Here is a 14256-nt window from a genome sequence, read left to right on the forward strand (position 1 = left end):
GATTTGCGTGTGTACCTGAGTTACTGGCCCCCGATGGACTCGCGGAACCGCCGCACCTCAGAGATGGTCGTCGACCACTCAGAAATTTGGTTCCCGTCCTCGTCAACCAAACTTCGAGCCTCCACATATCGCCAAGGCTCTTGCGGATTGAACTCTTCTTCGAGGCCATCCAGGAAGATGATCGAATTTTGCACGTGGACAGATTCCCCTTCCCGGTAAATGGGCCAGCAGAAGATGAAGTTAGCGGTCTCCGGGTCCGTGATCGAAGAGATGAGGCACGAGGTCGAATTGTCGCTCGCCTCAAGCTCCCTCAGGGCTCTCTCCCAACTTCGAGAGTAGTCAGCCACCGTCCAGAAGCTCAGGTCCATCGGGAATGATTCTGAGAAATCCCCGACCGTGACCCTACCGGCGGCCTCGGAAGGCGACGAGACGCCACCCTCCGAGGCTGGATCACCGATCACTTCGATCGCGAATCGGTTATTCCTTGAGATAGTTGAGGTCTGGGTCATAAGTACCGATCCGTTGGCCCTTGCGGTTGAACATCTTCCAGCCGTCCGACACATTATGCCCGTCAACATCTGGCGTGATGTAGTTCTTCCCGTTCGAGAAGACCACCTGTCCGTGCGAATTGAACGGAGCCTTCTGCGCAGGGATTCTCGTCCTGTACCCAAGGGCCCCCGCCCTGTCCCCTACGGTTCCGGCGTACAACTCCCGGTTCTGCGCACTTCGCGCGGCTACCGAGTCCGGATGATACGGATCACCCTTGAGCGCCGGGGAAGACGTGTACCCCTCAGGAAGATCACAGTTGCTGTTGTGAACGAGAACCGGCGTCTGACCAGCGAGTACATAGTACGTGTGCAGGTCTTCGACGGTGAGATTCCAGCGGTTTCCGTCACCGGGTGTGGGGTTCTTGGAGACGACGTACGCATGATGGTCGGTGGAGGTGTTGAGGATGTCTCCGCGGTGGAGCTTGCCGGCAGGTACCCAGGTGCGGGCGGAGTCGTCCCAGAAGGGGTGGCTGGCGGTGGTGTGGAGGGTGGCAGTCTTGCCGTCCTCATTGCGAATTGTGAGATCAAGCAGGTCGTAGTCGTGGTTGATCAAGACATACTGAACCTTGCGGGACCCTACGTGTTTTCCTGATTTCTGGTCCGCCGCCTCGACCTTGTCACCAGGCTCGATCTTCCCGATGGGCTTGGTCTTGTCGCCCTCCATGAGCACCTGCGTGTCGGGCGAAAAGCTGCAAGCCGATTTCACTGCCCCAGATGCCCCGGTTTTGGGTCCGATTCTGGCTCCGCCAGCGGCAGCCACAGTCTCGACGAACTCGCCACCTAGCTCGAATGTCCGTTCCCAAATTCGGGCGTCTTTCTCACATTCTGGGTTCGCAATGCAGTAGGTGGCGGCGATCTCTTTAGCCCCCGCTACATCATCAGGGTGCTCGAGGAAGTAGGCATATGCGTGATTGCAGGCGAGGCGACCGTAGCAAACCGTTTCGGGTTGACCAAAGACATTTGTCTGAGGGGACCAGTAACCACCGGCAGTAGAGGAAAGCTGGTTACTTCCGAATTGATGGTAAGCACTTCCCAGTCGAGTTGCGTCGTTCGACGATGGGGTCGTCGAGGCGACATACATCTGATGAATAACGGTCTTGCTGTTGCTCGGGGTGCTGCCTGAGCCGACGTAGTCGCTCATCGCTGCGTCGGTGCTGGCCTTGTTGCCTGGGGTGGAGTTAAGGCAGGAGGGGCAGTTGCGTGTGGGGCAGTCGGGGCCTGCGCAGAGTCCGGACGGATCGCTCTTGGTGATGGGGTTGCTGGCGGCGTACGAGTAGCCGGCGAGTTGTTGGTCGTCGGTGGCTTCGAAGAGGGGGTCGAGACTGATGAAGCGGCCGAGTGTGGGGTCGTATTGGCGGGCGCCGAGTTGGGTGAGGCCGGTGTTGGTGTTGTCGGGCGCGTTGAGGAAGCCGCGGTTGTCGATCCAGCTGACGGTGGTGCCGCGGGGAGCGCCGTAGGGGGTGAATTGGCGCCAGGTGGGGGTCTGGGCGGTGTTGTCGAGGTAGAGGCTGCTGGTGCCGTGGGGGTCGCTGATCTGGAATTTGTAGTTGGTGCCGGTTCCGGTGCGTACTGCGGTGCCGCCGCCGGGCAGGGGGAGGTAGCGGACGCCGGTGGTGGTGGTTCCGGTGAGGGTGAGCTGTTCGCCGGGCAGGTAGAGGGTGGTGCTGGTGGGGTCGGTCTGGAGCAGGACGCTGCCGTCGGCGTCGTAGATGTAGCTGGTGGTGCCGGTTTTGCCGCCGCTGACCTGGGTGAGTTGTCCGGCGTCGTTCCAGGTCAGTGTCTGGTTGCCGGAGGCGAGGGTGTTGCGGGTGGTGGTGTTGCCGCTCTTGTCGTAGGTGTAGCTGGTGGTGGCGGTGCTGGCGCCGCTGGCCTGGGTGGAGGCCAAGGCGTGGGGCTGGGGGGTGCTGTTTCCGTTGTAGTCGTAGGTGTAGCTGGTGGTGGTGTCGCTGCCGCCGGTGGTGGAGTGTTCGATCTGGTGCTGGCGTTGGCCGAGGACGTCGAAGTCCCAGCTGGTCCAGTACGCCGTGCCGCCGGTGAGCGGGTCGCCGATCTGGGCGTGGGCGCTTGCGGTGGGAGTGGCGTCGCAGCTATCGGTAGCGGTCCAGGCTTGGGTGAGTCGGTCGAGTTCGTCGTACTGGTAGCACTGGGTCTCGGGAGCCGTAGCGGCTCCCAGGCGGGTGGTGACCTGCCTGGTGATGTTGCCCGCCGCGTCGTACTTGTAGTTCTGGTCGTCGACCTTCGACGGAACCGCGGTGGCGGAGCGCGTCACCAACTGGTCGGTGAGTGCTCCCGTGTGCGGGTCGTAAGCGTTGGTGATGTAGGCCAGGTTCGTGCCCATGCCCAGGGTTTCCTGGAGCACCTGGCCGTAGGCGGTGTAGGTCGTGTTCTGGGCGTAGCCGTAGGAGGTGGTGGACAGGCTGGCAGGCAGGTCCAGGCCGGCGCGGTAGGTGTGGGTGGTGATTTCGTTGGGCAGGCCGCCGCCGAGGGGGTAGTTGTCGGTATAGAGCAGGCCTGTGTCGGGGCTGTAGGTGTGGCGGAAGGTGTAGGTCTTGCCGCCAAGTGCGCCGTGGACGGCTGGGATAGTGATGGATTCGCCGAGTGATTCGCCGAAGGTGTTGAAGGCCAGCTGCTGGGTGGTGTAGGTGTTGCCGGCGTTGTAGGAGGTGGCGGTGGTTCTTTGGCCGATCGGGTTGGTGACGCCGGAGACGGCGTTGTCGTTGTCGTAAGTCCAGGCGGCCGTCTGATTGCCGCTCGCGCCGGGAGCTTGAGCGGCGACCGTAGAGGCGTACTGGCCCGTCTGGCGGTTGAGGGCGTCGTAGGTGTAGGAGACGCTCTTGCCGCGGGCGTCCGTTGTCTGGGTGAGGTGGCCGGCTGCGTCGTAGACCATGCTGGTAATGCCCGCGTCCGGGTCGGTCTTGGTTGTGGCGCGGCCGAGCAGGTCGTAGACGGTGGTCCAGGTGCTGCCCTTGGCGGTGACGGTGTTCTGTTTGTTGTGCCCGTCGTAGCCGTAGGTGATGGCGTTGAAGGTGCCGCCGCTGACGGAGAACAGGCCGGTGAAGGTGTTGAGCGGGGTGCTCAGCATCGGCCGGGCGCTGTAGGAGTCGACCTCGGAAGTGCGACCCAAAGGATCGGTCCGGGTGGTCTTGACCGTCGCGCCGGCCGGCGGGATGACCGTGGTGGCGTCCCCGCTGTAGACGGTGGTGGTCTGTTCCTTGAGCACCGAGTACTGCTCGGAGCTACCGACGACCACGCGGCCCAGACCGTCAAAGGTGAAGCGGTCCTGGCTGGGGATCTGGGAATCCTGCGCGGAGGCCGGTGAAAGAGCCGGGAGGCTGTCCGGGTCCCAGTAGGCGTTGTTCTGTTTCCACACCCAGCCGTGCGAATCGTAGAACGACTCGGCGATCATTCGGCCGCCCTGGGGGGTCGGTGCCTGCGTCTGCCGCGGCCGGCCGAGCGAGTCGATGAGGGAGTAGGAGGTGATGTAGCCCAGGGAGTCGTTCAACGTGTCGGTGGTGGTACCCGACTGGCTGGTCTGGGAGACCGTGTAGGTGTACTTGGTGTCGGCCGCAGCGGTGGTGGGCCGGCTGTGCTGCCACACCTCGGTGGTGCGCCCGAGCGCGTCGTAGTGGACGGCGGTGGCGATCCCGTTGGGGTCGGTGGTGGTGAGGATGAGGCCTCGGGTGGGGTCCGAGGTGGTCTTTGCGGTCTGGTTCTTGGCGTTGGTGATCGTCGTGCCGGTGGTCAGGCCGGCACTGTCCACGATGTAAGCAGCGGTGGTTTTGTTGCCGCCTGCGTCGTAGCTGTCGGCGGGCCGGCCGTAGGCGTCATAGGTGGCGCGGGTCTGGGTCTGCCAGGTGAACGTGCCTCCGCTGTAGCCCGAGGCCTGCCGGGTCATGGTGATTTCGCCCTTGGTGGGCGCGGTGGCTTGCGGGAAGGCGGTGGCGAAGGCGGTGTCGTCGTAGTGCGTCCTCGTTGCAGAGACCACCTGGTCCGGGCGGGTGACGCTGGTGGGTGCGGTGAGGGTGTTGAGGGTTTTCGGCACGGTGGCCGGGGTGTTCTGGCTGAATCCCGCGCAGGCGACCGAGTCGGTCTCCTGCGCGGCTGTCAGTCCGACCAGGTTGGCGGTCGTGTTCGCCTTGGCGTAAGTGATCGCGGTGCACTGGTCGTAGGCGGCGACGGCGGGCACGGTGTGGGTGTAGCTGTAGGTCAGCAGTCCGAAGTTGTCGTCCGTGACGGTGGCGTCGTAGGTGTTGTCGGTTTCCGTGACGCGCCAGGTCGTGGTGCCGCCGTTGGTGATCGCCTGGCGGCTCCAGTTTTCCGCGGTGTTGGTGGCGTGGGCGGTCAGGGTGGGCATGCCGGTGCGGGCGCGGGTGGCTGTGGGGGCGGAGATCCAGTAGGAGGTGACGGTGGAGTTGTCCACGCTGCCGCCGACGCCGGTGTACGCGGTGGTCTCCAGTGCGTTGCCCGCCAGTTGGTTGCTGTCGGTGTGCACGCCGCCCTGGGAGTCGGTCACGTTCACCGTGCGGCGGCTGGAGGAGGACAGCCAGTCGTCGTCCATGCCGCGGTAGTAGGAGGTGACCGATTTGGTCTGGGAGTCGTTGGAGCCGTTACCGCTGCGGGTTTCCACGCTTGCGTAGCCGCGGAACTGGCCCCAGGTGCGGTACTTGGCTTTGACGACCTCGTTGTCGTCGTGGTGCCAGGCGGCGCCGCCGTTGTAGAGGTAGTTCGTCTGTTTGGCGAGCGCGCCGCCGGTACTGTCGGTTTCCAGGACCTGGGTGACGGCGTATTTCTGGAACCAGTCGGTGACCGGGTTGAGGTAGTCCTTGGGGGTCCAGGACACCGGGTAGCAGGACTTGGTGTTGGTCTTGGGGTCCGCACTGGCCACGTAGGTGGTGGTGCAGGCGTCCGGCAGGTCGTAGCTGACGGTGGTCAGGCCGCCCAGTTCGTTGGTGATGCCGGAGATGCGGTAGCGGTACAGGCCAGGGAAGTTGGAGGTGTCGACCCGGTTTTTCAGGTCCACGCCGGCGAATTTGACATCCGGAAGGGTGATCGGGGAGGTGGAGCCGCCGGCGGTGGTGTCGTTGCCTTCGCGGGTGATCGAGGCCAGCCAGAGGGTGGGTGAGGTGCCGTCGCCGGTGGCGGGCTCGCTCTGGTGCAGGGTGTAGGTGTCGATCGCCTGGTACTTGGCGGCCGCGACGCTGTACTGCTGGATCTTGATCGAGGCCAGTCGGACGGTGGAGAAGAACGAGGGTGATTGCGCGGCGCAGGTGGCCCCCGAGGCGCACACGAAGTCGAAGGGCACGTCGGGGTACTGGCTGGCGGCGGTGCTTGCCGACAGCGGGTCGCACGTGGTCAGGGTGCAGCGCGCGGCGGTGGTGAAGACGACCTGGTCGGGGACGGTGCCGTAGGCGCCGCCGTCGCGGAAGCCGTAGTCGATCCGGGACAGGTGGGAGTCGCGGACGTAGGAGACGTTGTGGGCGCCGTTTTCTTCGCCGTAGTAGTTGGTGTCCTGGGCGTAGTAGTACGCCATGGCGTTGGCGTGTGTGTCGACGACGTAGTCCAGGTGCCACTTGTAGGCCATGGTGCACACCGAGGCGCTGAATCCGGACGAGCTGTAGCAGGGGTCGCCAGAGTGCGCGGAGTACACCGGGGCAGTGTCCACGGACTTGGTCGTGGCCTTGCCGGAGGCCCAGCCGGGTAGCTGATTGCGGCCGAAGTAGTACTGGGTGCCGGACCGGTCGGTGACGATCCAGTAGTCGGTGTTGTAGGTACCGGACCCGTTGTTCGCATTGGTGACGTGCTTGACGGTCGAGCCGTTGTCCTGGGCCAGCTTCCAGGTTCCGTCGCTGTCATTCTTCACCAGGGCGGTGGACGATCCGCCCAGTGCCAGGCTCAGGATCGGTCCGTCATAGCACTTGTCCCCGCTGGAAACCGGCGAGGCAGTGCCCTCCGGTGAGTCGGAACAGGAGGTGAAGCTCTGCTCGATGGCGGAGTCGGGTGTGGCCCAGCCGTCGCCTACCCAGGAGGACTGGGCCTGGGTGGAGGAGGTCTGCCCGTCGACCGAGCCCGAGTCGTAGGCCAAGCCCACTGAGGGCTTCAGCAGTCCCGAAGAGGGCGCCAGGCTGATGGGGTAGTTGTAGGTGAACGAGCCCGACGAGTTGCCGCCCGTCCACGACCCGGAGGGTGCGAGGGTGGTCGCGTCGTAGCTGCCGGCCGCACCGCCTTCGGTGGTGCTGGATGCGGTCGCGGCCAGCACCACCAGCTCGCCGCTGCTGGCGGTGCCCGACGTCGGGGAGGCGCTGTACGAGGCCGGGACCGCAGCCGTGTCAGCGGATGCTGAGGCCTTTGAGGGGGATGTCTGTGGCGGGGATCCCTGCAAGGTCAGGGTGGTGGTCAGTTCGCGGGCCGCGGGGTCCCGGTCGGTGGGGAGAGGGGTCTGGGTGCGGCAGGCGGTTCGCTGTGGGGTGGTCAGGGCGCAGGCGGGGAGTTTGACCAAGTGTATGCGGTCGGCGTAGTTGCCGCCGTAGGCCTGTGCGAAGGTGCTGTAGTCCAGGCCCAGTTGTACTTTCCCGCTGCCGCCGGCGGTCGGCTGGGCAGCGAGGACGACTCCGCTCACACCGAGCTTGGTGGCGTCCTGGTGGGGCAGCACGCGCACCGAGACGCCGTTGGGTCCCTGGTAGGCGCCCTTGGCCGGGCTCACCGTGCGGGCCCATACCGGTGTGCCGGCGGCCGGTGACTTTGTCCCTTGCTTCGCGCCGGTAGGCGGCGCGGCCAGCGTGGCGGTGCCGGTCACCGCGGCCGGCCAGGTGGCCTTGGCCGGGCGGAAGGTCTGTTTGGTCTGGTCTTTGACTTTCAGCTTGCGCGGGGTGAGTGTCGTGACGTCCTTCACCGACGGAGTTGGCTGCGCCGCGGGTGCGCCGGCTCGGGTCTGGGTGTCCGCGGCAGCGGGGACTGCGGTCGGCGCGGCCAGGGCCAGCGCCACCACCATGGCGCCGACGATCCGTTGCCGAGCGCCGATACGGCGCACGTTGTGTCTCAGCCAAGCTGTCCTGGACATGATCGATCCCCCCACTTGCCGCATAAGCAGGCACGACGGCCCTCCACACCTTGATCAAGATGCGGCTGCGCGGGCGACTATCGCAGAGCAGGGGAGCCGCCGGACAGTAAGCAATTCCGACAAATCTTCACAATCAGAAGCCAAGGATTTGTAAAGCTTGCCGCCCGTCCCGGACATGCCAGGCATCTCGCTACCAATCAGCTCTGCCACAGACGCCCAAAAGCTTGTCCACTGGAGCGCCGATCGACATAACTGATCACGTTCGAACAGACCTGGGGGGTACCTGAAGGTGAGATCCACCCTGCGCAGAAGCGTGCTGAGCACGGCGCTTGTTGTCGCGCTCAGCACGCTGTCGCTGTCCGGCGTGGTGACAAACGCCCACGCTGATGCAAAACCTGAGGCGTCTTCACCGAAGTTGCCGCTGGACGAGGCACGGGCCTCGAGGAAAGCGCAGTCCACCGGCAAGGCCGTGACCGTGGCAGCCGCGACCACGCCGACCGAGGCGAAAGTAGCCAATCCGAACGGCACCTTCACGCTCACCCAGTCGGTCGCACCGGTACGCAAGTACGTCTCCGGCTCCTGGAAGAAGCTGGATGCCACGCTGGTCCGGCACTCCGACGGCACCATCGTCCCGACGCTGACTACCACGGGCCTGATCCTGTCCGGGGGCGGGGACGGGCCGCTTGCAGTGATGAAGGACCATAGCCGGTCCCTCTCGCTGACGACGCCGGCCTCGCTCGGCGCCCTGCCCGCCCCGACCTTGGACGGTTCCAGCGCCACCTACCCCGATGTCCTGGACGGGGTCGACCTGAAAGTCACCGCCGATGCCCAGGGCGGCTTTTCCGAGGTCCTCGTCGTCAAGGACGCCGAAGCGGCCGCCGACCCGGCCCTGGACACACTGGTCTTTCCCACCCAAACCAAGAACGTGACGCTGGCCGTGGACAAGGCGGGCAACATCGCCGCCCGCGACACCACGCATCGCACGGTCTTCTCCGCCCCGGCCCCGACGATGTGGGACTCCGCCACCACCAAGGCGGCCAGCCCGAGCTCGCTGTCTGCCAGCAGGTCGGCGGCCTCGGACACCGATGAGCCGGGCGCAGGTGCGCACATCGCGCCGGTCACCGCCTCGTTCTCCTCGGGAAAGATCCGGTTGACGCCCGACGCGGGCATGCTGTCGGCCTCCTCCACGGTCTACCCCGTCTACATCGACCCCACCTACAGTGCCGCGGGCGGCACGGTGAGCAGCTGGACCTGGGTCAACTCCGCTGCTCCGAACACGAGTTTCTGGAAGGACACCAGCGCCACCGGGCTGCATGTGGGCTACCAGGGATGGGAGGACCCCGTACACAAGTCGCGGGCGTACGCAAAGTTCTCGGTGGACAGCCGGCTCTTCGGAGCGACGGTCATCGACTCCCACTTCTACGCCACCGAGACGTACGCGCCGTCGTGCACCGCCACCCCGGTGGAGCTGTGGCAGACCGGCCCGATCACCTCCGGCACCACTTGGGCCAACCAGCCCACCTGGACGGCCCAGTGGGGCACGAAGACCGTGGCCTACGGCTACGACCCTTCCTGCCCGGCACAGTCACTCGGCTTCGACGTCACCTCCCGGATGCAGGACGTGGCCGACAATGCGAACTTGAGCAGCCTCACCCTCGGTCTGCAGGCCAGCGATGAGCTGGACAAGTACGGGTGGAAGAAGTTCGACCACGCCACCCTCTCGATGTCCACCACCTACGATCACAGGCCCAACAAGCCCTCAACGCTGGTCACTTCGCCGGCCACGACCTGTTCAAGCACCGTCAAGACCATCGGTGACGGGGACGTGACCCTGTACGCGAAGGTCTCCGACCCCGACGGCGGCACGCTGTCCAACACCTTCAACATCACCAAGACGAGCGGTGGCGCACAGATCGCCAAGCCCACCGTGTCCGCAGCGTCGGGGAAGAACGCCGTCTACATCCTGAAGAAATCTGTGCTGGAGGCCGCGGCCGGCGGCACGTCGCTGGGCGTGACGTGGAACGTCACCTCCTCGGACGGCACTTACAGCTCACCCGTATCGGCGACCTGCAAGTTCCAGTTCGATGCCAGCCGACCGGGCTCCCCGGCCATCGCTGATGCCGCTGCGTACGAATGCGGTGACGACACCAGCCCGGCCACCTACCAAGTAGGTAAAACAGCTGATTTCACCGTGGCACCCAACGCCACCGGCGGGACCACCGCCAGCTACCTCTACCAGCTCAACGGCACCACCCCGGTCTCCCTTGCCAGCACGGGGGCAAGCACACCAATTAGCGTCACGCCCACCAGGGGCACCAACGTGCTGACGGTCACCGCGGTCTCGGCCGGCGGCAACATCGGCGACACCGCGAACTGCATTCTCATCGCCTCCCCCGCAGCCACCGCCGTCGACGGTGACCTCACCGGCGACGGCACCCCCGATCTCACCGCGGTGGGCGCTCAGGCAGGTCTGTCCAGCGGGCTGTGGCTGGCACGCGGGACGGTTGACGGACAGCTCACCACCAGCGCCACCAACCTCGGCGTGCAAGGCACCGGAGTCAATACCGCAGGCTCACCGGCGGACTGGAACGGCACCCAGACGATCACCGGCCACTTCAACACCGGAGCCGGCTTCAATGACGTCCTGGACTACAACCCCACGACCAGCCGCGGCGTCGTCGTGTCCGGTAGTGGTGACGGCTCAACACTGCACGCCACCAGCGGCGACAGCATCGCGGTCAACCTCACTGTCTTCACCGACGGCAGTGGTACCACCGGTGCCATCGGCAACAAGGCCACCAGCATCGCCAGTGGCGGCAACCTCTACCACACCCTCAACGGCGAACCGGCCACCGGCTACCCCGACCTGCTGATGATCGTGGGCGGCCAACTGTGGGACGAGCCCGGCAACCCCGCCCCTGGAGCCTTCAGCGGCATCGACAACGCACTCCCGCTGGGCGGTATCAATCCAACTGGAAGCGGTGACTGGACCGGCTGGTCCATCACCAGCAGCCTCATCGACGGGCTGCCCGCACTGTTCGCCCGTCATAACAGCACCGGCGCGCTGTACTACTACACCCCGGAGCAACTGCAAGACCTCGCATTCGGCAGCCAGGTGACCCCCCTGCAGATCGCGGGCAGCGGCTACGGCTCCGCAGCCCTGCCGGTCCTACAGGCCGCCGACCTGAACGGTGACGGCACCCCGGACCTGCGGACCGTGTCCTCCAGCGGCGCGAGCACCACACGGATCTTCAACGCCGCCGCTGGGACCCTGACCGCGCAGACGGCGCAGACGCTGATCGCTCCCGGCCATGCCTGGCCGCTCGGCGATGGCACCGAGGGCAGCGCGGCCAGTGCCGCGGACGCCTCCTCCGGGTTGACCCTCACGGGCAGCGGCGCGGGTGCCACCTGGGACACCGATGACGACGTCCTCTCCCCCAATCTGGCGCTGGACGGCACTGCCACCGGTGCGATGACGTCGAATGCGGCGCTGTCGCTGTCGAGTTCCTTCACCGTGTCTGCGTGGGTCAAGCCGGCGGCCGTGGGCGGGGTCATCGCCTCCCAGGACGGGGTGCACAACTCCGGGCTCCTGCTCTATCCGCAGTCGAACAAGCAGTGGGCGTTCTGCCTCGCTACCGGGGACGCGACCCGCGGATACGACTGCGTCGCGGGCGGCAGCGCCATCATCGGCCAGTGGACGCGTGTGACCGCCACTTACGATGTGACGTCCAAGGCCATGACGCTGTACATGGACGACCGTCCGGTGGCCCGCGGCTCCCATACCGCGATCGCCGGCTTCACCGGAAAATTCACCCTGGGCAACAGCCTGAGCGTCGACGCACGTGCCTCATTCTTCAAGGGCAACCTCTCCGACGTGCAGGTCTGGAACGGGGCCGCGCTGAGCGCCACCCAGGTCGGCACGATGGGCAACATCACCACGGCCAGCGCGCCGTACACCTTCGCCGGTGTCGGCGACTACACCAGCGACGGCAAGGTCGACCTGGTCGCCGCAGACGCGGGCGGCAGCCTGTGGCTCTACCCCGGCAACGGGGGCGGCGGCTGGTCCACATCTGCGCTGTACATCGGCTCCGGTGTCAACGGCTACACCTTCGCCGGGATGGGCGACTTCAACAAGGACAACCTTCCCGACCTCGTCGGCCGCACACCCTCCGGTGTCCTGCGGCTGTTCCCTGGTGATGCCGGGCACGACCTGCTCACCCCCGTCAGCAACTTCGCCAGCGGCTGGAGCGGCTACGCCTTCGCCGGTACCCCGGATTTCAACCGCGACAGCAAGCCCGACCTGGTCGCCCGGCACCCCGACGGCAGCCTGAAGCTGTTCCCCGGCACCGGGACCGGAGCCTCCCTGGGATCGGTTGTGCAGCTGGGCACCGCCGACTGGACCGGCTACGCCTTCGCCGGGGTCGTCGACCTCAACGCCGACACCTACCCCGATGTCGTCGCCCGCGACGCCAGCGGCGTCCTGTGGCTCTACCCCGGCAACGGCAGCAACGGCCTCGGCACCCGCTCCCAGCTGGGCACCGGCTGGAACGGCTACACCTTCGCCGGTATCGGCGACTTCAACGGTGACGGCAACCCCGACGTCATCGTCCGCGATGACACCACACGCATCCTGTGGCTCTACCCCCGTACCGCGACCGCCTTCAGCACCCGCCAGCAGATCGGCAACGGCTGGTAGGCGAGTCCGCGTTCCTCTCCGGGGCCGCCCGGCGCTCCACACCAGCGCCCCGCGGCGGCCCCGGGGCTCCCCCCGCCTTCGGTAATCCCCCCTTCTCTCATGGGAGTTGTTCGTGTCAGATCAACGACGCACCGACGTCGGCCGCCGCCAGTTCATACGCCTCACCGGCGGCAGCGCGCTCGGCGCGCTCACCGTGGGAGGCAGCGCAACGGCAGCCTCTGCCGGCATCCTCGCCGCACCCACGCCGAGTCCGTCTCCTGGGATTCCCATGTCCCAGGTGCTCAGCCTGCCGCGCACCCCTGCACCGACGACCACGCTGGGCCCCGCGCCGGAGCAGATCACCAGCGGCACCATCACGCCCCCGAACAGACGCATCCCCTACACCGGTGGCACCGTCGACCCGCAGACGGCCGCGGACGACGTGCCCACGACGCTGCCGTTCGAGTTCGCCACCGCCGGCTACACCATCGTCGACGTCCCCGAGGAACTGCGCCCGTGGCGCAACAGGCCGGTCGCCAAGGGCGACACCGGCGCCTACGTAGACGCCCAGGGCGTCCGCATGTTCTACAACGACCCCGACGTCTTCATCAACGGCGACGGCAAGCTCTACGACCAGCCCGTCACACAGATCCAGTACGGCCTGGGCTGCCTCGCCTCCTACCGCACCACCGGTGACACCTGGTTCCTCACCCGTGCCAAGGCCCACGCCCAGCGGCAGATAGACCGGCGGGTCGAGACCCGCGGCGCCTGGTACTTCCCCTACCCCTTCAACTACACCCACAACGAGCACGGCGGACTCGTCTACACCGCCCCCTGGTACTCCGGCATGGCCCAGGGCGAGGCGATATCCCTGTTCATCCAGCTCGCCCAGCTCCCCGACACCGACGTCACCGCGGAAGAGCGCACCCAGTACCTGGCCGCGGCGGACGGCGCGTTCGCCTCACTGCTGCGCGCCGACGACGCCAAACCGTGGGTGGTCAACAAGGACAGCGCGGGCTACTTCTGGATCCAGGAATACCCCATCGACGCACCCGGCACGTCGGACTACACCTTCAACGGCATGATCTTCGCCCTGTTCGGTGTGTGGGACTACTACCAGCACACCCGCAACGAACTCGCGCTGAAGCTGTGGGACGGCGGCCTCACCACGATCGCCGACTACTACCCGCGCCTGCGCAACACGCGCTGGCTCTCCTTCTACTGCAACACCCACCGCATCGCCCCGCTGTCATACCACCACCATCACCTCGACCTGTTCATGCAGCTCCAGTGGTTCTCCGGCCACTACACCTTCGCCCGCGACATGGACCAGCTGCTGGACGACTACCCCTACCCGGACCTGGTCTCCACCGACCTGCCCAGCGGCGGCACCGTCGCCTTCGCCGCCGGCACCTACACCCTCTACCAGTACGCCACCACCGCCACCGGCGCCTACGACCCCGCCAAGGACGACGCCCAGACCGCCACCCAGCAGGTCACCTTCACCCGCGACACCTCAGCCCCCGCCACCATGCGGCGCCGCATCCACGGCCGCGGCGTCTACTACCGCATCAGCGCCGGCGCCTATGCCGGCTGGTGGGTCGGCGAGAACTACACCACCGCGTTCCTGCGCGGCCAGTGGTGGACCAAGACCTACCTTCCCGCCCGCACCCTCACCTTCCCCGCCAACACCCCCGTCGACGTCTACAGATACGGCACCGACGGCGCCGTCGGCACCACCAAGACAGTCCAGTGGGACCACGCCTCCAACGCCCCCTTCGACCAGCGCGCCGTCATCAACGGCCGCAATATGCTCCGCATCAGCGCCGGCACCCTCACCGGCTACTGGGTCTGGCACAACAACGTCACCACCGACGGCCTGTGACGGCGCCCGCTTCCCAGCACAGCCATTGACCGACGCACCGCCGGCCCCCGGCATCCAGCCGAGGACCGGCGGTCTGCCGCACGCAACGCAT

General features: G+C 66.3%; 4 protein-coding genes. 2 read left to right on the forward strand and 2 right to left on the reverse strand.

Annotated elements, in window-relative coordinates:
• Nucleotides 1–20: 20 nt before the first annotated feature.
• Together J2X68_RS35695 and J2X68_RS35700 are read right to left on the reverse strand one after the other, a co-directional pair.
• Complete coding sequence (locus J2X68_RS35695) at nucleotides 21–509, reverse strand: hypothetical protein (protein WP_310436764.1); 489 nt, start codon at nucleotides 507–509, stop codon at nucleotides 21–23.
• Complete coding sequence (locus J2X68_RS35700) at nucleotides 478–7605, reverse strand: polymorphic toxin-type HINT domain-containing protein (RefSeq protein WP_310436765.1); 7128 nt, start codon at nucleotides 7603–7605, stop codon at nucleotides 478–480. Before J2X68_RS35700 ends, J2X68_RS35695 begins: the two co-directional genes overlap by 32 nt.
• A 469-nt stretch (nucleotides 7606–8074) precedes the next feature.
• Here J2X68_RS35700 and J2X68_RS35705 point away from each other — a divergent pair, with 469 nt between their 5' ends.
• Nucleotides 8075–12301 (forward strand): FG-GAP-like repeat-containing protein, encoded by a 4227-nt coding sequence (locus J2X68_RS35705; protein WP_310436766.1) that lies wholly within the window; start codon nucleotides 8075–8077, stop codon nucleotides 12299–12301.
• Between the two features lie 112 nt (nucleotides 12302–12413).
• On the forward strand, nucleotides 12414–14165 hold the full coding sequence (locus J2X68_RS35710) for a D-glucuronyl C5-epimerase family protein (protein ID WP_310436767.1): 1752 nt from the start codon (nucleotides 12414–12416) through the stop codon (nucleotides 14163–14165).
• The last annotated feature ends 91 nt before the right edge of the window (nucleotides 14166–14256 follow it).

The organism is Streptomyces sp. 3330, assembly GCF_031456635.1.
GTDB lineage: Bacteria > Actinomycetota > Actinomycetes > Streptomycetales > Streptomycetaceae > Streptomyces.

Bases quoted from the DNA above. Each gene is read 5' to 3' on its own strand.
- J2X68_RS35695 (WP_310436764.1), bottom strand. From the start codon at position 509: ATGACCCAGACCTCAACTATCTCAAGGAATAACCGATTCGCGATCGAA.
- J2X68_RS35700 (WP_310436765.1), bottom strand. From the start codon at position 7,605: ATGTCCAGGACAGCTTGGCTGAGACACAACGTGCGCCGTATCGGCGCT.